Below are 22,718 nucleotides of genomic sequence, written 5' to 3' on the forward strand. Positions count from 1 at the left end.
TTTGAAACAAGTTGAATTGGGCAACGTGTGCAATCCGGCCGGAAACAGATGTCACGCCCCAATCAGGCCAAAGATGAAGAAGCCAAACACAAAGAAGGCGGTACGCATCATGCGCACCGCCTTCTTCCGCGCCTCACTCACTCCTCGGAGGAGTCCTCGTCGTCGGAGTCGGGTCCGGCCTCGGGGCCGAGATCGGGCTCCGCATCGGTCTCGGGTTTCGGGGGTCTCTGCGGCTTCGTACGGCCGCCGCCCGGGTTGTCGCGCAGATACGACGCGCTGTCGCTGCCGTCCGCCGTGGCGTGCCCACCGGGCGGCGGGCTGCCGCCACCGTCCCTGCGTCGCAGATAGCGCTCGAACTCGCGGGCGATGGCCTCGCCCGACGCCTCCGGCAGCTCCGCGGTGTCGCGGGCCTCCTCCAGCGTCTGCACGTACTCGGCGACCTCGCTGTCCTCGGCGGCCAGCTGGTCCACGCCGACCTGCCAGGCGCGCGCGTCCTCGGGCAGCTCGCCCAGCGGGATGCGCACGTCGATCAGGTCCTCCAGGCGGTTCAGCAGCGCCAGGGTGGCCTTCGGGTTGGGCGGCTGCGACACGTAGTGCGGCACCGCCGCCCACAGCGACACGGCCGGTACACCCGCGTGCGTGCACGCCTCCTGGAGGATGCCGACGATCCCGGTGGGACCCTCGTACTTGGTCTCCTCCAGGTCCATCCGCTGCGCCAGGTCCGAGTCGGACGTGGTCCCGCTGATCGGCACCGGGCGCGTGTGCGGGGTGTCGCCGAGCAGCGCGCCCAGGATCACCACCAGCTCCACACCCAGCTCGTGCGCGAAGCCCAGCAGCTCGTTGCAGAACGAGCGCCAGCGCATCGACGGTTCGATACCTCGGACGAGTACGAGATCACGCGGCTTGTCGCCGCCGACCCGGACCACCGAGAGGCGGGTCGTGGGCCAGGTGATCTTCCGCACCCCGGCGTCCATCCACACCGTGGGCCGGTTCACCTGGAAGTCGTAGTAGTCCTCGGCGTCGAGCGCCGCGAACACCTCGCCCTTCCACTCCCTGTCCAGATGCGCGACCGCGGTGGAGGCGGCGTCGCCGGCGTCGTTCCAGCCCTCGAACGCGGCCACCATCACTGGGTCGATCAGCTCGGGAACCCCCTCCAGCTCGATCACCCAGCGCCTCCTTCCGATCTGCCCTCGCGTACGCCCCAACCTTACGGCGTCCGACGGGGGCGCCCGCAGCCCCCTTGCACGGGGGAGTGACCCCATGCCTGCCCCGTCCGAGACACTCGAACACACAAGATCGCCATCCTGTGCGCACCCGTCCCGGCCGGTCACTCCTCCGATGGATCAGCGGGCCCGCCCACTCGATCACAGGGTCGAACGCAGCCACTGCTCCACACTCGCGATGTGCACCGTCGCCCACGACCGCGCCGCCTCCGCGTCCCGGTCGCGCAGCGCGCCCAGGATCGCCCGGTGCTCGTGCAGGGTCCGGCTGACCGCGTCCTCCTGGGTCAGACCGCGCCAGATCCGGGCCCGCGTGGTGGGCCCTGACAGACCGTCGAGAAGCGAGCACAGCACCGAGTTGCCGGAACTCTGCACGATGCCCCGGTGGAACTCCAGGTCGCAGGCGACCAGCTCCTCCACCGAGGGAGCCCTGCCCAGCGCGTCCAACTGTGCGCTGAGCGCGTCCAGTTGCTGCTCGCTGATCCGCAGGGCCGCCATCGCCGTGGCCGCGGGCTCCAGAATCCGCCGCACGGCCAGGAACTCCAGCACCGTGTCGTCGCGGTGGAAGTCCACCACGAAACTCAGCGCCTCCAGCAGGAGTTGAGGATCGAGACTCGTCACGTACGTGCCGTCGCCCTGCCGCACATCCAGGATGCGGATCAACGACAGGGCGCGCACGGCCTCCCGAAGGGAGTTGCGGGACAGCCCAAGCTCGGCCGCGAGTTCGCTCTCCTTGGGCAGCCGGTCCCCGGGACGCAGCGCGCCGGAGACGATCATTCCCTTGATTTTCTCGATCGCCTCATCGGTGACTGCCATGGCCGGCCTCCTTGTTGCTCAGACATCCGATGTATCAGGCACATTATGCGGGTTCAGTGGGCTGAACGGGAGGGAAATCCACAGCTCAGGCAAGTGCTTCGAGATCCGCGATCACGGCTTTCTCGTCCAGCGTGCCGAGCGTCCGGTCCCGCATCAGCACCCGGCCGTCCACGACCGTGTCCCGTACGTCCGCCGAGTGCGCGGCGTACGCGAGCGTCGACCACGGGTCGTGCAGGGGCCGCAGATGCGGTGCGCCCAGGTCGAGCACGATCAGGTCGGCCCGTTTCCCGGCCTCAAGGGAGCCGAGGTGATCACCCAGGCCCAGCGCCCGCGCTCCCTCGATCGTCGCCATCCGTACGGCCTGCTCGGCGCCGACCGCGGTCGGGTCGCCGCCGGCCTTGTGGACGAGCGCGGCCTGCCGTACGGCGCCCAGCACGTCGAGCGTGTTGCTGCTGACGGCCCCGTCCGTGCCCAGGCCGACGGTGACACCCGCGCTGAGCAGCCGGGGCACCGGTGCGATCCCGCAGCCCAGCTTCAGGTTCGACACCGGACAGTGCGCGACCGACGTGCCCGTGCGGGCCAGCGCCGCGATCTCCGGGCCGGTCAGGTCCACGGCGTGCGCGAGCAGCAGATCGGGGCCGAGCAGCCCCAGCGAGTCGAGCAACTCCACAGGACGCTTGCCGTACTTGACCTCGACGGTGGCGACCTCGGTCGGGTTCTCCGCCGCGTGGATGTGCAGCAGGGCGCCGAACTCCCGTGCCAGGGCGGCGATTTCGACGAGCTGGTCGGGAGCGAGGGTGTACGTCGAGTGCGCGAACAGGATCGGGCGCATACCGGGGCGTGCTCCACCCCGGGCCGCCAAGTCCCGTCGCGCCCAGTCCAATCGGTCCTCGTACGCGATGCCGTCCGGCGGTTCCGGTACGTCCATGAAGGTGGGGCCGGTGTGCAGCCGCCAGCCCGCCTCACGGGCCGCCTGCTCGGCCGCCTCGTGGAACCAGTACATGTCGAGCGCCGAGGTCACCCCGGCCCGTACGCTCTCGGCCACCGCGAGCCGCACCGCCGCCGCCACGTTCTTCGGCGCGAGCAGCTCGGCCTCCCACTTCAACACCCGCTCCAGGAAGCCCTGGAGAGTGACGTCGTCGGCACGGCCGCGCAGCAGCGTCATCGCGAGGTGGGTGTGCGTGTTGATGAGTCCGGGCAGGACGAGACAGCCCGACGCGTCAATGGACTCCGTTGCCGTGAACCGAGTTGTCAGCTCCTCGCTCGGCCCTACGGCGACGATCTCACCCTCGTGGACGGCAACTGCCCCGTCCCGTACGACAGTTCCGGCCTCGTCGACGGTGAGGACGTCACCGCCGTGCACCAACAGGTCGATGCTCACGCCTCGTTCCCTTCCGCCAGCAGCCGCAGTGCCTCCAGCGAGACCACGGCGCCGCGCTCGACACCGGCCGCGACGACCTCCCGGTGCGGGTCGTACCCGCCGGTGGTCTCCGCGTCGACGAGTTCATCGGCGTTGGCGCCATCGATGACCAGCACCCCGCCCGCGACAAGACCTCGCAGCGAGGCCGTCACCAGCAGTGCCGACAGCTCCATCTCGATCGCCGCGAGCCCGGCGCCGTCGTAGGAGAAGAGGGGGAGGAGGCCGGGCTGGAAGGCCGCCCGGGTCCAGACGATGCCGCGGTGGTGCGGGGCGTCGGCCGCGCGGGCCGCGCGCTGGAGGGCGAGGACCGCCTCGGGGGCGGCGACCGCCGGGTACTCGGGCGGCAGCAGTTGCTGGGTGACGCCGTCGTCTCGTACGGCCGCCTCCGCGATGACGAGGTCGCCGTCACGGATGCCGGGCTTCATCGCACCCGCCGTGCCGAAGCGCAGGAAGGTGCGGACCCCCGCGTCCGCCAGCTCCTGGAACAGCAGGATCGCGCCCGGTCCGCCCACCCCGTGCGAGGCGACGGTGACCGGCAGGCCCTTCCAACTCCCGCTGAACACACGGTATTCGCGGTGGTACGACACCTCCTCGGCACCGTCGAGCAGCGCGGCGACGGCGGCGGCGCGCGCCGGGTCGCCGACGACGACCGCGTGCGCGGGAAGTCCGGTGCGCGGTATGCGGGTGATGGGCAACAGGTCCTGCGTCATGTGGCGGCTCCGGAAGGGGAGTTGGCGGTACGGCGACGGCGGCGGGCCGTCGAGAGGAAGAGGGCGACGAGGGTCACGACGTACGGCGCGGCATCCGTGGCCTGTTGGGGCAGGCCGACGCCCTGGAGGCGGAAGCCGGCGGCCTCGGCGAGACCGAAGAGCAGCGCGGCGAGCAGCACGCCGACGGGTGCCGCGCGGCCGAGCATCACCGCGACGACCGCGATCCAGCCTCGGCCCGCCGTCATGTTCTCGGAGAACAACGTGACGTTGCCGAGCGCGAGTTGGGCCCCCGCGAGCCCGCACAGGACACCGGAGATCAGCACCGCCGCGTACTTGTACTTCACCGGGCTCACCCCGAGCGTGGCCGCCGCGTCCGGCGCCTCGCCGACCCCGCGCAACCGCAGCCCCCACACATGCCGGGACAGCATCACCGTGGCCACCGCGACCGCCACGAAGGCCAGATACGCGAGCGGGGTGAAGCCACCGATCAACGGCAGCCCGGCGAGTGACGGATCGTCGAAGGTGTCCTGCACACCGAAGACCGTACGCAGCAGGAAGCTGGTCAGGCCAACTGCCAGGAGATTCATGGCGATTCCGAGAACGACCGCGTCCCCGCGCAGAGTTACCGCGCCGACGGCCAGGATGAGGGAGTAGGCCGCAGCCGCGAGGGCGGCGGCGAGCACGCCGAGCCAGGCGCTTCCGGTGAACCAACTCGTGGCCACCGACGTGAAGCAGCCCATCAACATCATGCCTTCGAGGCCGACGTTGAAGACTCCCGCACGCTCGCACAGGGCACCGCCGAGCGCGGCCAGCAGGATCGGGGTCAGCGCGCGCAGCGCCGACATCAGCAGATCGGAGTCGAAGAACATCACACGGCCCCGTTTTCCTGAGTACGCCTGCTGAATCTGAACCACTTGGTCGGGAAGCGGAGTCGGGCCGCCAGGAACACGATCACGATGGCCTGCAACACCTGTGTCAGCTCGCGCGGCACCTCGGTCGTCCGCTCCATCGCCAGGCCGCCGACCGCGAGGACGGCGAAGAAGAAGGAAGCGATGAGTGTGCCGAGCGGGGCTGCGGCTGCGAGCAGGGCCGCCGTAAGTCCCGTCCAGGTGTAGCCGGGTGCGGTGAGCGAGCCGTCCACGAAGCGGTACGGGAAGCTCAACACCCCGATGGCGCCCACGAGTCCGGCCAGCGCGCCCGAGACGGACATCAACTTGAGGGTCAGGCCCCGGCGTTCGACGCCCGCGTAGGCGGCGAAGCGGGAGTTGAGGCCGGTCATACGGATCTCGTAGCCGAACGCCGTGCGCTTGTCGGTGAACCAGTACGCGGCTGCCGCGAGGACGACGAGGAGGAGCCCGATGGTGACCGTCGAGTCGCCGAACGCGGGCAGCGCCACGCCGTCCGGCATGGCCCGGGTCTGGGGGAGGCTTGAGCCGGGTTCCTTCAGCGGGTAGCGCGCCAGGTAGGAGGCGAGGGAGACCGCCGGGTAGCTCAGCAGGAGGCTGCTGACCAGGAGCGGAACGCCGAGGCGGTTCTCGCACAGGGCGGCCAGCGCGGCGTACGCGGCGCCCGCCGCCATGCCCGCGAGTAGCGCCAGTACGACGGTGAGCGGTGCCGACAGCGGGGAGTACAGGCCGGTCACGGCCGCTGTGATGCCGCCGAGCACCATCTGTCCGTCGCCGCCGAGGTTGATCAGCCCGGCCCGCAGCGGGATCGCCAGCGCGAGTGCCATGCCGAGCACGCTGGTGCCGGTGCTCAGCGTGGAGCCGATGCCGTCCGCGCCGAGCGAGCCGGTGAGGACGGCGCCGTACGCCGTGAACGGGTCCGCGCCCGTGCCGACGAGGAACAGGGCGCCGATGACCAGGCCCGCGAGGACGGAGAACGTGATGGGGGAGCGCAACACCCCTGATATGCGCGGTATCTGAGTGTGCGCCATGTCAGTCGACGGCCTCCGTCGGCGTTACGGCCCCGCCCGCCATGGCGAGTCCCAGTGGCCGTTCGTCCGCCTCGTCCTTCGTGTACGTCGCCGTGACCCGGCCCTCGTACATGACCAGGACCCGGTCCGCGAGGCCCCGGATCTCGCTCAGTTCGGCAGAGACGAGGAGGACGGCGTGACCGGCATCGCGGTAGGCGACGATCTGGTCGTGGATGTTCTGGATGGCGCCGATGTCGACCCCGCGCGTGGGCTGTTCGACGAGCAACAGCGGTGCCTCGTGGGCGAGTTCGCGGCCGATCAGCAGCTTCTGCAGATTGCCGCCGGACAGCGCCGAGGCGGGTACCTCGGGGGTGGCTGCCTTGATGCCGAAGCGCTCGATGAGCCGCCCGGCGTGGGCGCGTACGGACGCGGGTGGCAGAAGTCCCTTTGTGGAGAGGGACGTTCGGTGGTGGCCCATCGCGAGGTTGTCCGCGACGGAGGCCGCCGGTGCCGTACCGACCGCGTGCCGGTCCTCGGGGACGTAGGCGAGACCTCGCGCGCGGCGCTCGGTGGCCGAGACGTGGGTGATGTCCTGGCCCTTGAGCGTGACCCGACCGGAGGCGACCCGTCGTAGCCCGGCCAGGGCCTCGATCAGCTCGCTCTGGCCGTTGCCCGCCACACCTGCGATCCCGACGATCTCCCCGGCGTGGACGGTGAGTCCCACTCCGTGGACGGCGTCGGTGGTGAGGTCGGTCACGTCCAGCACTACGTCAGCGGGGGTGCCGGGCGTGTGCACGCGGTCCAGGTCGACCGCACGGCCGGTCATCGCGGCGGCGATCTCATCCGCCGAGGTGTCCGCGGTGACCAGGCGGGCGACCACCCGGCCGTCCCGCAGGACGGTCACGTTGTCGCTGCCTTCGAGGACCTCGCGCAGCTTGTGGGTGACAAGGATCACCGTACGACCCTGCGCGGCCAGCGACTTGAGGACCGCGAACAGGGCGTCCGCCTCGGAGGGTGTGAGCACGGCGGTCGGCTCGTCGAGGATCAGCGTGCGGGCGCCGCGATGCAGCAGCTTGAGGATCTCCACGCGCTGCCGCAGCCCGACCGGCAGTTCGCCGACCCGGGCGTCCGGATCGACGGCGAGCCCGTGCTCCGCGGCCAGCTCGCGCACCCGGCGGCGGGCCGCGGCCCGGTCCACCAGGCCGAAGCGGCGTGGCTCGGCGGCGTAGACGACGTTCTCCGCGACCGTGAGCGAGTCGAACAGCTTGAAGCTCTGGTGGACCATGCCGAGTCCGGCGGCCATCGCCGCGCTCGGGTCGCCGAAGGTGACCTCGCGCCCGTCGATCCGGATGGACCCGGCGTCGGCGCGCTCCATGCCGTAGAGGATCGACATGAGGGTGGACTTGCCGGCGCCGTTCTCGCCCATGAGGGCGTGGATCTCGCCGCGGTGGACGGTCAGGTCGACGGCGTCGTTGGCGAGGGTGCCGGGGAACCGCTTGGTGATTCCCCGGAGCTCGACCGCGACTTCGACATCAACTGGCTGCGGGGTCATCGACCTTGAGCTTTCCGGAGACGATCTGGTCGCGCAGCGCCTTCACCTTCACGAGGACGTCCTTGTGCTGGGCGATCACGCACTTCGACGAGTCGACGCCGGCTTCGAGGCCGGTGAGGCTGATGCCGCCCTCCTTCAGGCCGTACGACACCGAGGTGCCCGTCTTGCCCGCGAGGACCTGCTCGACGCCCTTCTCCACGGCGACGTCCGTCTTCTTGATCACGTTGTCGACGACCGTGCCGGGGGAGGAGACGCACTGGTTGACGTCGACGCCGTACGCGAACACGCCCTTGGCCTTCGCGGCCTCGAAGACGCCGTAGTTGCCGGCCGCGGCAGCCGCCATGATCTGGTCGGTGCCCTTGGAGAGAAGGGAGTTGGCCTGCTCCTTGGCGCGCGCCGAGTCGTCGAACGGGGACTGGCCGCCGACGAAGCGCGTCGACGCGGACGTCTTGGCGGCGACCTTCTTGGCACCGGCCGCGAACGGGTCGCTGTAGCGCCGGAATTGGGGCGTGTCGAGCACGTCCACCGCGCCGACCTTGCCACTCTTGCTCAGCAACCCGGCCTCGGCGCCCGCGAGATAGACACCCTCGTGCTCACGGAAGACCGCGCAGGTGACGTTCGGATACGTCTTCGTCGTGCACGCGTCGATCATCAGGAACTGCTGCTTCGGGTGCGCCTTGGCCTGCTGCGCCACGAGGTCCGCGAACTCGAAGCCGACCAGCACGATCACGCTCGGGCCCGCGTCCACGGCGGCCTGCACGTTCTGCTGCTGGGACGCGGTGTCCGTGGACTCGTAGACCTTCTCGGTCCCGTTGTGCGTCTTCGCCGCGGCCTTCACACCGGTGACAGCGAGCTTCAGGAACTCGTTCTGCCCGACCGCGTCCGGCGTGACCAGCGTGAACGACTTACCGCTGCTGCCGCTCGCGCTGTCCGAGGCGTCGGTCTTCGCGGCGGCGTTGCAGGCGGTGGCGGCGGTGACCATGAGCGTGGTGGCGGCGACGAACTGCAGGGTACGACGTGATCTGCGGAGCATGGGGACCTTCCGGGGTACGGCAAGGGGCGCTCCGGCGGGAGCGCGTGCGACCAGATGGTGAGACGGGATGGGCGAGGGGTGGACGCGAGAGGGACAGGTCAGCGTCGACAGCAGTCGCTCGCGCAGCGGCCGTGATCGAGGAAACGGCGCATGGTGAGCAGCACACGTCCTCCTTCGTCTCGGCCTTCGGGCTGCGGGTGGTGGACTTTAACATTCGTTTTGAGACACCTGCTCGACTGTCTCGAACTGTGGTTCTCCAAGGTCATGTACGGTGTCCGACACCATTGGAACGGCAGGAGTGTCCCGTTATGTCTCAGGAATTGCGTGCGGTCCACTGGACCGGGAGCAGCCTCGCGCTCATCGACCAGACCCTGCTTCCGCACCGCAACGAGACGATGGATGTCCACGATGTGGACGCTCTGGTCGACGCGATCCAGCGCCTCGTGGTGCGTGGCGCGCCCGCGATCGGAGCGGCGGGCGCGTACGGCGTCGCGCTCGCGATCATCGAGGGCGAGCGGGAGGGCTGGACCGAGGCCCAGGTACGCGCGGCCGTCGCCCGCGTCCGCGAGGCCCGGCCCACCGCGGTCAACCTCATGGTGTGCGTGGACCGGGTCATGACCCGTTTCGACGAGGGCCTCGACGCGGTCCTCGAAGAGGCCGCCGCCGTCCAGCGCGAGGACGTCGCGGCCAACCGTGCGATGGGTGCGTTCGGCGCGGACTGGCTCCTCGAAAAGCTTCAACAGGCCGGTGTGGAAAGGCCGTTGCGCATCCTGACGCACTGCAACACCGGCGCGCTGGCCACCGCCGGCTGGGGCACCGCACTCGGCGTCATCCGCGAACTGCACGCGCGCGGGCTGGTGGAGATCGTCTACGCCGACGAGACACGCCCCCTGCTCCAGGGATCGCGCCTCACCGCCTGGGAGTTGGTCCAGGAAGGCATCCCGCACTACGTCCAGGCCGACGGTGCCGCCGCCGGCACGATCCTGCGCGGCGAGGTCGACGCGGCCATCGTCGGCGCGGACCGCATCGCGGCCAACGGAGACACCGCGAACAAGGTAGGCACGGTGGGCGTCGCCCTCGCCTGCGCCGACGCCGGTATCCCGTTCCTGGTGGCGGCCCCGACGGCGACGGTGGACCTCTCCACCAAGACAGGCGACGAGATCCACATCGAACTCCGGGGCGAGGCCGAGGTGTTGGAGTGGTCGGGAGTGCGGACGGCTCCGGCAGAGTCGCGCGGCCACAACCCCGCCTTCGACGTGACCCCGGGCCGCCTGGTGACCGGACTGGTCACGGAGCGGGGCGTGTTGGAGGTGTCGGCGGGCGAACTCCCCGGTGACCGGCTGAAGTAGCGGAAAGGGGACCCCGGAAACCAGGGGTCCCTTTTCACGCGGATCAGCGTCCCGTGAGTTCCAACTCCAGCAACCACTCCACCACTTCGGTGTGATGCCGCGCCTGACGCGGATTCGCGCCCCACACGTACAGTCCGTGTCCGGCCACGACCACCGCCGGCATCCGAGGATCACGCGCCGCCTCCAGCCGGTCCCCGAGGACCGTCATGTCCTGGCTGTTGGCGATGACCGGCAGGGTCACCTCGACGTCGTGCGCGGGCTGGCCGATGCCCTTGAGCATCTCGATGTCCTTGAAGACGATCCCGCGCGGCTCGCGCCGACCCATCGCGACGGACGCCACGGTGTGCACGTGCACCACCGCACCGGCACCCGTCAGCGCGGCGACGCGCGCGTGCAGTTCGGCTTCGGCGGACGGCTTGCCGGCGCCGACGGCTGTGCCGTTCGCGTCGATCAACACCGCGTCCGCGGGCGTCAGTTCACCCTTGTCGTGTCCGCTCGCCGTGACGGCCAGCAGCAGCGGGTCACGGGAGAGCACCATGGACAGGTTCCCGGACGTGCCCCGCATCCAGCCGGAAGAGGCGAAACGGGCGGACTCGGCGGCGAGTCGGGCCCCCGCCTCCCTCAGGTCGAGGTCGCTGATGTCGATGGTCACGTGGTGCTCCTTGAACTGGTGATGCCGATCTCGTCGAACGCCCCCGCCTGCGCGTGGTCGCCGACGCCCTGCTCGAAATACGGTTCTCCCGGCCGCCGTACGCCCACGGCATGCCAGCCCGCGGCCACGGCCGCGTCCAACTCGCCCGGCCGGTCGGAGAGGAACAGCAGCCGGGACGGCTCGACGCCGGTCGCCGCGGCGATACGGCGGTACGACTCCGGCTCCTGCTTCGGTCCCGCGTTCTCCGTGTCGTAGAGCCCGGAGACGAGCGGCAGGAGGTCGCCCTCCGGGCTGGAGGTGAACCACGCCCGCTGTGCGGCCACCGAGCCGGACGAGTAGACATACAGCCGCAGGCCCGCCGTGTGCCAGGCGCGCAGGGCCGGTACGACGTCGTCGTAGAAGTGCGAGACGAGGTCGCCGCGGGCGAAACCCTCCGACCAGATGATGCCCTGGAGGGTCTTGAGGGGTGTGGCCTTGCGGTCCTCGTCGAGCCAGGTGTTGAGGGTCTTCTCGATCTGTGCGGCGTCGGCGTCCGGGGCGCCGGTCAGCTCGCGGACCTGTGCGATCGCGCGGGCCACCGCCGGTTCGTCGGCGCGCTCGGACAGCAGTGTCGCGAAACGCGAGCGCGAGTACGGGTACAGCACGTCGACGACGAAACCCGTGGCGCTCGTGGTGCCCTCGATGTCGAGCACCACGGCGTCCACGGCGAACCGCAAGGTCACGCGGCGGCCTTGTCCTGCTGGTAGCCCGCGTCGATCGTGTCGTAGTCGGGGAAGCGCGAGGCGATGGTCGAGCCGGTGAAGTTGCCGACCCAGCCGTCCTCCTCGTGGAAGAAGCGGATCGCGGTGAAGGCGGGCTCGGTGCCCATGTCGAACCAGTGCGTGGTGCCGCGCGGGACGCCCAGCAGGTCGCCCTTCTCGCAGTAGACGGCGTGTACTTCGCCGTTGACGTGCAGGTAGAAGATGCCGGAGCCGGAGACGAAGAAGCGGACCTCGTCATCGTCGTCGTGCGTGTGCTCCTGGAGGAACTTCGCGCGGGCGCCCGCCGCCTTGGCCGGGTACTCCGGGTCGTCGCTGGGGTGCAGGCCGAGGACGTCGACGGTGGTGAAGCCCTCTTCGGCGTTCAGCTTGTCGATCTCCGGGCCGTAGGTGGCGAAGACGGTGTCGCTGTCGGCGTCGGCCGGGACGTCCTCGCGGATCGGCCACTGCTCGTAGCGGACGCCGATGGGGGCGAGCGCGGCGGCGATCTCGACGGGGTCGGCGGTGCGGCGCACGAGGGTCTCGGGGCCGGACTCGGACCAGGTGGTGAGCAGGGTCATGGGAGCAACTCCGGGAAAGTGGGAGGGATGTCCGGATAGCGAGACGACAGCCGGACGGGCGGAGAAGAGCAGCTGGGGCGAAGGGCTGGTCAGCCGCGACAGAGCGCGCCGGGACAGCACCGCATGCAGAGCATGCTCAGTGCCGTCGCGCGTCGTGTCGTCATCAGGGCCTCACTGTGCCGGGGCGGGTGCCGGTTCTGTGATGCTAACTCGCGAATATGCGCCGACACCCCGCCGACCTGGTGTGATGTAGTCGTTGTCTCAGATAATGAGAAACTTGTCCCATTCCTTTGACTGGTGGCTGAAATCGTTCTCATGATCTGGTCATGAAGACGCTGCTGCTCGTGCGGCGGCTGTACGTGGACTTGTTCCGGTCGACCACAGCCCGCTGTCGCTGACCTCGCCCGGAGCCCCCACGCGCCCTTGACGCCGTGGGTCGCCACCCTCTGCCCGCGGTGGCCGGTTCTTTCCCCTTGCTCCGGGTCATGCGCTTTCCACCATCATCTTTGCGCCACCCTGCACCTGGAGCTCCACATGTCCCGCACCCGCGTCCCCCTCGCCGCGCTCTCGCTGGCCTCCGTCTCAGCCCTCCTCCTGGCGGGCTGCTCCCAGTCCACGGACGCGTCGAAGAACACCGCCGACACCGCCGCCTCGGCCTCGGCCGCCACGGGCAAGAAGCCGGCCCCCTTCAGCAAGGGCACAGTCAAGGTGGCACTCGTGCGGCAGAGCGGCGCCGGCGACTACTTCGAGCAGTGGGGCAACGGCGCGAAGGCGCAGGCCAAGGCCCTCGGCATCGACCTGACCGTGTACGACGCCCAGGCCGACAACGCCAAGCAGGCCACCGACCTGTCCTCGGCCATCAACTCCGGCGCGCAGGCGATCATCGTCGACCACGGCTTCCCCTCGACGATCCAGCCCGAGATCGACCAGGCCGTGAAGAAGGGCATCAAGGTCGTCGTCTACGACGTCGACCAGACCAACAAGGCCGTCGTCAGCACCGAGCAGGACGACGCCAGCATGGCCAAGGCCGTCCTCGACGTGATGGCCAAGACGGTCGGCAAGAACGCCAAGGTCGGCTACGTCAACGTGGCCGGCTACGCGGCCCTCGACAAGCGCAACTCCGTCTGGAAGACCGCGGTCGACACCAACGGCTGGAAGCAGCAGTTCAAGGTCGGCAAGGTCACCGACTCCACGGCCACCGACAACGTGCCCCTGGTCTCCGCCGCCCTGACCCAACACTCCGACGTGGCAGGCGTGTTCGCCCCCTACGACGAGTTGGCCAAGGGCACCGTCCTCGCCGTGCAGAACAAGAAGCTCCAGAGCAAGGTGAAGGTCTTCGGCGCGGACGTCTCCAACGCCGACATCCAGAACATGACCGCCGCGAACAGCCCGTGGGTCGCTACCGCAGGCACCGACCCGTCGGCCGTCGGTGCGGCCGTCGTCCGTACGGCAGCCCTTGAGCTGGCAGGCCAGTTGAACAAGACCTCGGTCGACTTCCCGGCCGTCGCCATCACCCAGGACTTCCTGCGCAAGAACAAGATCGAGAACATGGACCAGCTGCGCACGGCCCTGCCCGCGCTGAACCTCTCCAAGGTGAGCACCGCGGACTGGATCCCCAATGTCGCCCACTGACACGGCAGTTGACGTCGCGGTCAGCCTCCGCGACGTCAGCATGGCCTTCGCCGCCAAGACGGTGCTGGAGTCCGTCTCGCTCGACATCGCACCGGGCAGCGTGGTCGCGCTGCTCGGCGCCAACGGCGCGGGCAAGTCCACGCTGATCAAGATCCTGTCGGGCGTGCACACGGACCACGGCGGGGAGGTGCGGGTCGCAGGGGAGCCCGCAGCTCTCCAGTCGCCGCTCACCGCCCGGCAGTTGGGCATCCAGACGGTCCACCAGCGGATCGGCGAGGGCATCGTGCCCGGTCTCACCGTCGCCGAGAACCTGGTCTTCGAGGAGCTGGCCCAGCGCCGCGGCAACCCGTTCCTGAACGGCCGCCGCGTCCTGGCCCGCGCCCGCGAGATCCAGGCCGCGCTCGAACTCGACTGGAGCGACGCCGTGTTGCGCCGCGACGTCACCGAACTCGGCATCTCCGACCGCCAGTTGCTCATCCTGGCCCGCGCCCTCGCCACCCGCCCCCGCCTGCTCATCCTCGACGAACCGACCTCGGCACTCTCCGCCGCCGAGGCGGAGCGGCTGTTCGCCCTCGTCGAGAAGATGCGCGACGACGGCATCGCGGTCCTCTACGTCTCCCACCGCCTCGGCGAGATCGACGCGCTCGCCGACCGTTTGGTCGTCCTGCGGGACGGCGGTCTCACCGACGACCAGGTCAAGCCCTTCGACTGGGACAGCGCCCTGCGCGCGATGCTCGCCCAGGCCCACGAGGCGACGAGCGCCCGCCCGCAGCACACGGGCGAGCACGGGGACGTCATCCTCGCCCTGCACGGCGTCCACCTCTTCGAAGGCCGCGCGCCCCTGGACCTCGACCTCCGCGCCGGTGAAGTCACCGGTGTCGTAGGCCTGTTGGGTGCAGGTAAGACAGAACTCGCCCGTGGCCTGTTCGGCGCCGAGCCCTTCTCCACCGGCACGGTCGAGCTCGACGGCAAGCGGTACGCGCCCCGCCGCCCGGCCGACGCGATCCGCGCCGGCGTCCACCTCGTCCCCGAGGACCGGCACGCCGACGCGCTCGTCCCCGGCTGGACCGTGGCGCAGAACATCTCGCTGCCGTTCCTCAAGTCCCTGTCCCGGGGCGGACTCGTGAACACGGCGAAGGAGGACGCCCTCGGCCGCGACACCATCGACGCGCTCGGGGTCGTCGCCCGCGACGAACACAGCACCGTCGAGGAACTCTCCGGCGGCAACCAGCAGAAGGTCGTCGTCGGCCGCTGGCTCGCCGAGACCCCCCGCGTCCTCATCCTGGACGAGCCGTTCCGAGGCGTGGACATCGGCGCGCGCCGGGACATCGGCCGCCGCGCCCGCGCCCTCGCTGCCGAAGGCGCTGCCGTACTCGTCCTCTCCGCCGACGTGGACGAGGTCCTGGAGATCGCCGACCGGGTCGTTGTCCTGGCGGCCGGCGAGGTGCATCTCGACGCGTACGGCGAAGACGCGGAACGCGACCGCGTGATCCAGACCATCTCGGCGTCCGTGTGATGCCGGCCCCTTCAGGAAGCACCCGATGACCACCACCCTGAGCTCCGAGGCCGCGCCGAAGGCACTGGCCCCGCCCGCCGTCTCCACAGCCGTGCTCGTCCAGAACGCCGTCATCAAGTACGGCTTCATCTTCGTCACGGTCGCGCTCTTCCTGTACTTCGCGCTGACCGAGGGCTCCTTCCGCGAGTCGGCGACCATGCTCGACACCCTCCGGTACGTCTCCGTCGCCGCGATCCTCGGCCTCGGCGTCACCCTCACCATGGCCGTCGGCGGAATGGACATGTCCGTCGGCGCGGTCGCCGGGCTCGGTGTCACCGTCGCCGCGAAGACGATGGTGACGTACAACCAGGTCGGCACGGTCGCGATCCTCGCCGTGATCGCGGCGGGTGCGCTGGCCGGGCTGCTGAACGCCCTGCTGATCGTGGTCATGAAGATCCCGGACATGCTGGCCACCCTCGGCACCATGTTCGTCATCCAGGGCACCAAACTCATCCTGGTCGACGGCCAGTCCATCTCCGCCGGCATGACCCAGTCCGACGGCACCACCGCCCCCGGCAAGTTCACCGCCGGCTTCCTGCGCATCGACCGCGGCACCATGCTCGGCATCCCGATCTCGGTACTGATCTTCGGCGCGCTGACGGTCATCGCCTGGGTGTTCCTCGCCCGCACCCGCTGGGGCCGCGTCCTGTACGCCATCGGCGCCAACCCCGAGGCGTCGCGGCTGGCGGGTATCCGCGTGGGCGCCTACCGGGCTCTGGCGTACGTCCTGTCCGGCATGCTCGCCTCGATCGGCGGCCTGATCCTGGCGTCCCGTATCGGCCAGGGAGACGTGTCCGCCGGTACGTCACAGCTGCTGGAGGCGGTGGCGGTCGCGCTGGTCGGCACCTCGGTCCTCGGCCGGGGCCGCCCGAACGTCTGGGGCACAGCCCTTGGCGCGGTGTTGATCGGCATCATCACCACCGGTCTGACCATCAAGGGTCTGCCGTACTACACGCAGGACGTCGTCGAGGGCGCGGTCCTCATCCTCGCCCTGGTCTTCAGCTTCACCCTGTCCAAGCGCCGCACCGCATAAGGAAGTTCGAGGAGTTCGTACGATGGGCTACCGCATCCTGGAGACCGACGACATCCCGGCCTACCTGCACGAGCGCGGCCACTGGGAGGACGTGACCGACATCCACGTCCGCGAGGTGTCGGACGGCAACATGAACCGGGTGTTCCTCGCCTCGAACGCCGACGGCAGCCACAGCCTCGCCGTCAAACAGGCGCTGCCCTGGGTGCGGGTCGCGGGCCCCTCCTGGCCGATGAGCCCGGAGCGCGCGGATGCCGAGGCCCGAGCCTACAAGCAGGTCGCACGCGTCGCCCCCGACAAGGTCCCGGCGATCCACGGCTACGACGCCGACAACTACGCCCTCGTCATGGAGGACATGTCCGACCTGGAGGTCCTGCGCACGGTCCTCAACGAGGGGGCGTCGTACGGCCCGGACACCTCGGCCCGGATCGGCGAGTTCGTCGCCCAACTCGCCTTCGCGACCAGCGACTTCGGCATGGACTCCGCCGACCGAAAGGCGCTCATCGCGACCTCGGTGAGCCCCGAGTTGTGCAAGATCACCGAGGACGTGGTCCTTTCCGAGCCGTACATCGAGCACGAACACAACCACTGGCTCCCGGAGTTGACCGACCTCGCGGTCTCCTTCCGGGCCGACACCCGCCTCCGCACAGAGGTCGCCGATCTCCGGTACACCTTCATGACCAGCGCGCAGGCCCTCCTCCACGGCGACCTGCACACCGGCAGCGTCATGGTCGGTGAGCGCGAAGGTGCCCCGGTGGTACGGGTCTTCGACCCGGAGTTCTCCTTCGTCGGCCCGGTCGGCTACGACCTCGGCCTGTACTGGGCCAACGTGCTGGTGTCGGAGGAACGGGCGCGAGCGCTGGGCACGTTGTCCGACCACGGCGACCAACTCCGCCTCTCCTGGGCGGCGTTCGAGACCGAGTTCCGCCGCCTCTGGCCGACCCGCGTCGACACCTTCTTCGACGACGCCTTCCTCGACCGCTTCCTGTCCCGCGTCTGGACCGACTCGGTCGGCTACGCCGGCACGGAGATCGTCCGCCGCATCATCGGCTTCGCCCACCTGACCGACCTGACGACACTGCCGGATCCGGTACCGGCGTCGCGCAGGGCACTGCTGCTGGGACGTGAACTGATCGTGCGTAGGGGCGAGGTGAGCAACCCGAACGATGTAAGGGCGCTCAGCTCACTCACCTAGGGGCGCGGGGAACTGCGCGACCAGCCCCCACGACCTGCAGACGACATACAACCTCTCGGCAAGCGAAAGGGGCGGCTCCTCCACCAAGGAACCGCCCCTTCAACGTCGTACCGCCTACTTCTTGTCGAGCAGGTCCTGCACCTTCGCCCGCACCTCGTCCGTGGCAAGCCCCCGGATCGTCAGCGTCGTCCGCCGCCGCAGCACGTCGTCCTGGGTCTCGGCCCACTCGTGGTCGCGGGCGTAGACGACCTGCGCCCAGATCTCGGGGGCGTCGGGGTGGACACGCTGGCCCAACTCCGGGTTCTCGTTGGCGAGTCGGGCGATGTCGAAGGCCAACGAGCCGTAGTGCGTGGCCAGGTGCTTCGCCGTGTCCGCCGCCATACGCGGGCCCGGTGCCGGGTTGTCGACCAGGAGGCGGTGGGCGACCGCACGCGGGTTGGCGACGCCCGGCAGCGGGAGCTTCTTCGGGAGGGAGGAGATCGGCTCGAAGTCCTCGCCGAGCGGACGGCCCGGCAGCGCCTCCAGCTTCTGCATGACCGTACGGCCGATGTGCCGGAAGGTCGTCCACTTGCCGCCCGCGACGGACAGCATGCCGCCCTTGCCCTCGGTCACCACCGTCTCGCGCTTGGCCTTCGCGGTGCTGCCCGGGCCGCCGGGCAGGACGCGCAGACCGGCGAAGGAGTACGTGATCAGGTCACGCGAGAGCTGCTGGTCGCGGACCGAGAACGCGGCCTCGTCCAGGATCTGGGATATGTCCTTCTCGGTGACCGAGACGTCCGCCGGGTCGCCCTCGAACTCCTCGTCGGTCGTGCCGAGCAGGAGCATGTCCTCCCAGGGGAGGGCGAAGGTGATGCGGTACTTGTCGATGGGGGTGGCGAGAGCGGCCTTCCACGGGGACGTGCGCTTCAGGACCAGGTGCGCGCCCTTGGACAGGCGGATGGAGGGGGCCGCGTTCGGGTCCTCCATCTTGCGCAGGTGGTCGACCCACGGGCCGGTCGCGTTGAGCACCAGGCGGGCGCTCACGCCGAACTCGTCGCCGGAGGTGGTGTCGCGCAGCTCCGCGCCGGTCACCCGGCCCTGGGTGAAGCGCAGGCCGGTGACCTCGGCGTGGTTGAGGACGACCGCGCCCGCCTCGACGGCCGCGCGGACCGTCATCAGCGCCATGCGGGCGTCGTTCATCTGGTCGTCGCCGTACACGGCAACGGCCTTGAGGTTCTGGGTACGCAGCTCCGGCACGTCCTGCGCCGCCTTGGCGGGGGACAGGAGGTGGCCGACGCCGTCGCCGAACGCGGAGAGCGCGGAGTAGGCGAAGACGCCCGCCCCGAGCTTCGCCGCACCGTGCGGACCGCCCTTGTACACGGGGAGGTAGAACGTCAGCGGGTTCGCCAGGTGAGGAGCCACCTGGCGAGACACCGCACGGCGCTCGAAGTGGTTCTCCGCCACCAGCTTCACCGCGCCGGTCTGCAGATAGCGCAGACCGCCGTGGAGAAGCTTGGAGGAGGCGGAAGAGGTGGCGCCGGCGAAGTCGCCGGCGTCGACCAGGGCCACCCGCAGCCCGGACTGCGCGGCGTGCCAGGCGGTGGAGATGCCCAGGATGCCGCCGCCGATGACGAGGAGGTCGTACGTCGCCTTGGAGAGCTGCTCCCGGGTCTCGGCCCGGCTCGGGTTCGAGCCGGAGGCCGGGTGCGTACCGAGGGCAGGCACGGACTGCAGGGTGGACTGACTGGTCATGTGGGGTTCTTACTCCTCGTCGTCGAGCCAGCCCATGGTCCGCTCCACGGCCTTGAGCCAGCTCTTGTACTCACGGTCGCGCTTCTCCGCGTCCATGTTGGGGGTCCACTCGGCGGCCCGGCGCCAGTTGGCACGCAGGTCGTCGGTGCTGGTCCAGAAGCCGACGGCGAGACCGGCGGCATAGGCGGCGCCGAGGCAGGTGGTCTCGGCGACCATCGGGCGCACCACGGGGGCGTCCACGAAGTCCGAGAGCGTCTGCATCAGCAGGTTGTTGGAGGTCATGCCGCCGTCGACCTTGAGCGCGGTGAGCTCGACGCCGGAGTCCTTCGTCATGGCGTCCGTGATCTCACGGGTCTGCCAGGCGGTGGCCTCCAGGACGGCGCGCGCGAGGTGCGCCTTGGTGACGTACCGGGTGAGACCGGCGATCACACCGCGGGCGTCGGAGCGCCAGTACGGGGCGAACAGACCGGAGAAGGCCGGCACGAAGTAGGCGCCGCCGTTGTCCTCGACCGAGAGCGCGAGCGTCTCGATCTCGGCGGCGGTGGAGATCAGGCCCATCTGGTCGCGCATCCACTGCACCAGCGAACCGGTGACGGCGATCGAGCCCTCCAGGGCGTAGACCGGCGCGTCGTTGCCGATCCGGTAGCCGACGGTGGTCAGCAGGCCCGAGTAGGAGTTGATGATCTTCTCGCCGGTGTTCATCAGCATGAACGTGCCGGTGCCGTACGTGGACTTGGCCTCGCCCTCGGCGAAACAGGTCTGGCCGAACAGGGCCGCCTGCTGGTCGCCGAGCGCGGAGGCGACCGGGATGCCGCCGAGCAGGTCGCCGAGGCGTCCGCCGGTGACCTCGCCGTAGACCTCGGCGGAGGAGCGGATCTCGGGCAGCATGTTCAGCGGGACGCCGATGGACTCGGCGATCTTCTCGTCCCACTCCAGGGTGTGCAGGTTCATCAGCATGGTGCGGGAGGCGTTGGTGACGTCGGTGTAGTGCTTGCCGCCGTTCACACCGCCCGTCAGGTTCCAGATGACCCAGCTGTCCATGGTGCCGAAGAGGATGTCGCCCGCCTCGGCGCGCTCCCGCAGACCCTCGACGTTGTCGAGCAGCCAGCGGGCCTTGGGTCCGGCGAAGTAGCTCGCCAGCGGCAGGCCGGTCTCGCGGCGGAAGCGGTCCTGGCCGACGTTGCGGCCGAGCTCCTTGCAGAGCGCGTCGGTGCGGGTGTCCTGCCAGACGATGGCGTTGTGGACGGGCTCACCGGTGTTCTTGTCCCAGAGGAGAGTCGTCTCGCGCTGGTTGGTGATGCCGATGGCCTTGATGTCGTCGCGGGTGATGCCGGCCTTCTCGATGGCGGAGGCGACGACCTCCTGGACGTTGGTCCAGATCTCGGTGGCGTTGTGCTCGACCCAGCCCGGCTTCGGGAAGATCTGCTCGTGCTCCTTCTGGTCGACGGAGACGATACGGCCGTCCCGGTCGAAGACGATGCAACGGCTGGAGGTCGTGCCCTGGTCGATGGCCGCGATGAACGGTCCGGCGGTGTGCGCGTCGGTCACTGTGTGCTCCTGAGGGGTTCCGTGGTCATGAGGACTGGTTCTACTGCTGCTTCAGTGCTCGGAGTTCCGGTTCTCATCCGGTTCTAAGCAAAGGCGACGTTGTAGAGTCCCGCAGCGATCGCGCCGCCGATCAGCGGACCGACCACCGGGATCCACGCGTAGCTCCAGTCGGAGCCGCCCTTGTTGGGCAGGGGCAGGAGCGCGTGCACGATGCGCGGGCCCAGGTCACGGGCCGGGTTGATGGCGTAACCGGTTGGGCCGCCGAGCGACAGACCGATGGAGACGACCACGAACGCGGTGATCAGGGCGCCCAGGGTGCCGAGGCCGTTGCCCTTGTCGTTCAGACCCTGCGTCAGGATGGCGAGGATCAGGACGACGGTGCCGATGATCTCCGTGGCGAGGTTCTGCACCACGTTCCGGACCTCGGGACCGGTGGAGAAGATGCCCAGGACAGGTCCGGCGCCCTTCTCCTCGGCCTCCACGGACTTGGCCGTCGGCTCGCCGACGATCTCCTTGTCCGTGAGGTGGGCCTGGAACTGGCCGTAGTAGGCCACCCAGACGAGCGTCGCGCCGATCATGGCGCCGAGCAGCTGCCCGGCCCAGTAGATCGGGACGTTGTCCCAGCCACCGTCCTTGATCGCGAGTGCGAGTGTCACGGCCGGGTTGAGGTGGGCACCGGAGAGCGGTGCCGAGATGTACACAGCCGTCATGACGGCGAAACCCCACCCGAAGGCGATGGCGAGCCAGCCGGCGTTACGGGCCTTGGAGGCCTTCAGCGTGACGGCGGCGCAGACGCCACCGCCCAGCAGGATGAGTACGGCGGTACCTATGGTCTCGCCGATGAAGATGTCGGAGCTGGACACCCGCGACTCCTTTGTCCTTCGTCCAGGGAAGCCGAACCCCGGGTCCCACCGGGGGTTCGTGCGCCCTCGGGGGTGAGAGCGATGCCGGCCTTTGGCGTTGCCACACTCTAGCGCGTATTGCCGGTAGGTGTTCGACAATGCCGACCGATGGACGGGAGTCTTGCTCCGGGGTTACAGGCGCGTCAAGAGTGCTGTTATTGAAAACACGATCGTTATTGATTGCTGTGGGCTATCGATCTTGCGGGCGATGCGCACGGCTATCGGGTGGACACCGTGTGTGGTGATTTGGCGTTTTGGCCGACTTTGTCGTTCAGCGTACGACTAAGACCGGAACGTTCCCTAGGGCGTTCCGGTCTTTTTGCTGTGAATCCGGTGCGGTCAGAACCGCCCGGCGCCGAGATCCCGCGACACCGCGCGGGCGCAGTCCCGTACCGCGGCGATCAGCTCGGGGCGCAGCGCGCCGTCCTCGTCGGGCCGGCACAGCCGCTCCACCGCGCCGGTGATGCCGACCGCGCCGACCGGCATGCGCCGCCGGTCGTGGATGGGCGCGGCGATGGACGCGACGCCCTCCCAGGTCTCCTCGACGTCGGCCGCGTACCCACGCGCGCGCGTGACGTCCAGGACGTGCTCGAAGTCGGCCAGCTCGGACACCGTGCGCTCGGTGAAGGGCTTGCGGTCGGCCTCCAGGACCTCGCTGTGCGCGACCGGGTCGTAGGCCGACAGCACCTTGCCCAGGGCCGTCGAGTGCAGCGGCTGCATGGCCCCGATCTCCAGGACCTGCCGGCTGTCGTCGGGCCGGAAGACGTGGTGCACGATGAGCACGCCCTGCTGGTGCAGGACCCCCAGGTGCACGCTCTCCCCGCTGGAGCGGGCCAGGTCGTCCGTCCACACCAGGGCGCGTGCCCGCAGTTCGTGCACGTCGAGATAGGTGGTGCCCAGGCGCAGCAGCTCGGCCCCGAGCTGGTACCGCCCGGAGGCGTCGTCCTGCTCGACGAAGCCCTCCTGCTGGAGGGTGCGCAGGATGCCGTGGGCCGTGCCCTTGGCCAGGCCGAGCGACGAGGCGATGTCCGAGAGGCCGAGCCGTCGCTCGCCGCCCGCGAGCAGGCGCAGCATCGCGGCCGCCCGTTCGAGCGACTGGATGTTCCGTGCCATCGCCGTACTGCCTCCGTCCCGTTCGAC

General features: G+C 69.6%; 20 protein-coding genes. 5 read left to right on the forward strand and 15 right to left on the reverse strand.

Going from position 1 to position 22,718, the window contains the following annotated elements; translation table 11 throughout:
* Nucleotides 1-137: 137 nt before the first annotated feature.
* The 8 genes from AB0I69_RS16445 to AB0I69_RS16480 all read right to left on the reverse strand — a co-directional run bounded on the left by AB0I69_RS16445 (nt 138) and on the right by AB0I69_RS16480 (nt 8,666).
* Nucleotides 138-1,166 (reverse strand): PAC2 family protein, encoded by a 1,029-nt coding sequence (locus tag AB0I69_RS16445; RefSeq protein WP_363096327.1) that lies wholly within the window; start codon nt 1,164-1,166, stop codon nt 138-140.
* A 198-nt stretch (nt 1,167-1,364) separates the two neighbouring features.
* A complete protein-coding gene (locus AB0I69_RS16450; RefSeq protein ID WP_363096328.1) occupies nt 1,365-2,036 on the reverse strand; it encodes a FadR/GntR family transcriptional regulator in 672 nt (223 codons plus the stop codon).
* 85 nt (nt 2,037-2,121) lie between these two features.
* A complete protein-coding gene (locus AB0I69_RS16455; RefSeq protein ID WP_363096329.1) occupies nt 2,122-3,417 on the reverse strand; it encodes an amidohydrolase in 1,296 nt (431 codons plus the stop codon).
* Nucleotides 3,414-4,166 carry a purine-nucleoside phosphorylase gene (locus tag AB0I69_RS16460; protein WP_363096330.1) on the reverse strand — a complete coding sequence of 251 codons (753 nt, stop codon included), beginning with the start codon at nt 4,164-4,166 and terminating at the stop codon, nt 3,414-3,416. Before AB0I69_RS16460 ends, AB0I69_RS16455 begins: the two co-directional genes overlap by 4 nt.
* On the reverse strand, nt 4,163-5,035 hold the full coding sequence (locus tag AB0I69_RS16465; RefSeq protein ID WP_363096331.1) for an ABC transporter permease: 873 nt from the start codon (nt 5,033-5,035) through the stop codon (nt 4,163-4,165). Before AB0I69_RS16465 ends, AB0I69_RS16460 begins: the two co-directional genes overlap by 4 nt.
* Nucleotides 5,035-6,102 (reverse strand): ABC transporter permease, encoded by a 1,068-nt coding sequence (locus AB0I69_RS16470; protein ID WP_363096332.1) that lies wholly within the window; start codon nt 6,100-6,102, stop codon nt 5,035-5,037. Before AB0I69_RS16470 ends, AB0I69_RS16465 begins: the two co-directional genes overlap by 1 nt.
* A gap of 1 nt (nt 6,103) precedes the next feature.
* Nucleotides 6,104-7,633 carry an ABC transporter ATP-binding protein gene (locus AB0I69_RS16475; protein WP_363096334.1) on the reverse strand — a complete coding sequence of 510 codons (1,530 nt, stop codon included), beginning with the start codon at nt 7,631-7,633 and terminating at the stop codon, nt 6,104-6,106.
* Nucleotides 7,614-8,666 carry a BMP family ABC transporter substrate-binding protein gene (locus AB0I69_RS16480; RefSeq protein ID WP_363096335.1) on the reverse strand — a complete coding sequence of 351 codons (1,053 nt, stop codon included), beginning with the start codon at nt 8,664-8,666 and terminating at the stop codon, nt 7,614-7,616. Before AB0I69_RS16480 ends, AB0I69_RS16475 begins: the two co-directional genes overlap by 20 nt.
* Before the next feature lie 308 nt (nt 8,667-8,974).
* On the opposite strand from AB0I69_RS16480, the gene mtnA reads away from it, so the two are divergent.
* Nucleotides 8,975-10,015, forward strand: a complete 1,041-nt coding sequence (gene mtnA, locus AB0I69_RS16485) for an S-methyl-5-thioribose-1-phosphate isomerase (protein WP_363096336.1) — start codon at nt 8,975-8,977, stop codon at nt 10,013-10,015.
* A 43-nt stretch (nt 10,016-10,058) separates the two neighbouring features.
* On the opposite strand, the gene mtnB is transcribed toward mtnA, so the two are convergent.
* Genes mtnB through AB0I69_RS16500 form a run of 3 tightly spaced genes read right to left on the reverse strand, consistent with a single transcriptional unit; the run spans nt 10,059 to nt 11,985 of the window.
* The gene (gene mtnB, locus AB0I69_RS16490; RefSeq protein WP_363096337.1) at nt 10,059-10,667 is read right to left on the reverse strand and encodes a methylthioribulose 1-phosphate dehydratase; all 609 of its coding nucleotides are present in this window, start codon (nt 10,665-10,667) and stop codon (nt 10,059-10,061) included.
* Nucleotides 10,664-11,389, reverse strand: coding sequence for an acireductone synthase (mtnC, locus tag AB0I69_RS16495; protein ID WP_363096338.1), 726 nt, complete (start codon nt 11,387-11,389; stop codon nt 10,664-10,666). Before mtnC ends, mtnB begins: the two co-directional genes overlap by 4 nt.
* Nucleotides 11,386-11,985: a cupin gene (locus AB0I69_RS16500; protein WP_363096339.1), complete on the reverse strand. Its 600-nt coding sequence runs from the start codon at nt 11,983-11,985 to the stop codon at nt 11,386-11,388. The genes mtnC and AB0I69_RS16500 overlap by 4 nt, the downstream gene beginning before the upstream one ends.
* Nucleotides 11,986-12,519: 534 nt before the next feature.
* Here AB0I69_RS16500 and AB0I69_RS16505 point away from each other — a divergent pair.
* Genes AB0I69_RS16505 through mtnK form a run of 4 tightly spaced genes read left to right on the forward strand, consistent with a single transcriptional unit; the run spans nt 12,520 to nt 17,397 of the window.
* A complete protein-coding gene (locus AB0I69_RS16505; RefSeq protein WP_363096340.1) occupies nt 12,520-13,617 on the forward strand; it encodes a substrate-binding domain-containing protein in 1,098 nt (365 codons plus the stop codon).
* Nucleotides 13,604-15,133, forward strand: a complete 1,530-nt coding sequence (locus AB0I69_RS16510) for a sugar ABC transporter ATP-binding protein (RefSeq protein ID WP_363096341.1) — start codon at nt 13,604-13,606, stop codon at nt 15,131-15,133. Before AB0I69_RS16505 ends, AB0I69_RS16510 begins: the two co-directional genes overlap by 14 nt.
* A gap of 25 nt (nt 15,134-15,158) precedes the next feature.
* Nucleotides 15,159-16,205, forward strand: a complete 1,047-nt coding sequence (locus tag AB0I69_RS16515) for an ABC transporter permease (RefSeq protein ID WP_363096342.1) — start codon at nt 15,159-15,161, stop codon at nt 16,203-16,205.
* Nucleotides 16,206-16,227: 22 nt separating this feature from the next.
* Nucleotides 16,228-17,397: an S-methyl-5-thioribose kinase gene (gene mtnK / locus AB0I69_RS16520; protein WP_363096343.1), complete on the forward strand. Its 1,170-nt coding sequence runs from the start codon at nt 16,228-16,230 to the stop codon at nt 17,395-17,397.
* A gap of 114 nt (nt 17,398-17,511) precedes the next feature.
* On the opposite strand, the gene AB0I69_RS16525 is transcribed toward mtnK, so the two are convergent.
* The 4 genes from AB0I69_RS16525 to AB0I69_RS16540 form a co-directional block, all read right to left on the reverse strand.
* Nucleotides 17,512-19,128 (reverse strand): glycerol-3-phosphate dehydrogenase/oxidase, encoded by a 1,617-nt coding sequence (locus tag AB0I69_RS16525; RefSeq protein WP_363096344.1) that lies wholly within the window; start codon nt 19,126-19,128, stop codon nt 17,512-17,514.
* 9 nt (nt 19,129-19,137) lie between these two features.
* Nucleotides 19,138-20,676 (reverse strand): glycerol kinase GlpK, encoded by a 1,539-nt coding sequence (gene glpK / locus AB0I69_RS16530; RefSeq protein WP_363096345.1) that lies wholly within the window; start codon nt 20,674-20,676, stop codon nt 19,138-19,140.
* 83 nt (nt 20,677-20,759) lie between these two features.
* Entirely contained in the window at nt 20,760-21,539 is a 780-nt protein-coding gene (locus AB0I69_RS16535; protein WP_363096346.1) for an MIP/aquaporin family protein, read from the reverse strand.
* 378 nt (nt 21,540-21,917) lie between these two features.
* Entirely contained in the window at nt 21,918-22,691 is a 774-nt protein-coding gene (locus AB0I69_RS16540; protein ID WP_019066101.1) for an IclR family transcriptional regulator, read from the reverse strand.
* Nucleotides 22,692-22,718 lie beyond the last annotated feature (27 nt).

This window comes from Streptomyces sp. NPDC050508 (assembly GCF_040655155.1).
In the GTDB taxonomy this organism is placed as follows: Bacteria; Actinomycetota; Actinomycetes; order Streptomycetales; family Streptomycetaceae; genus Streptomyces.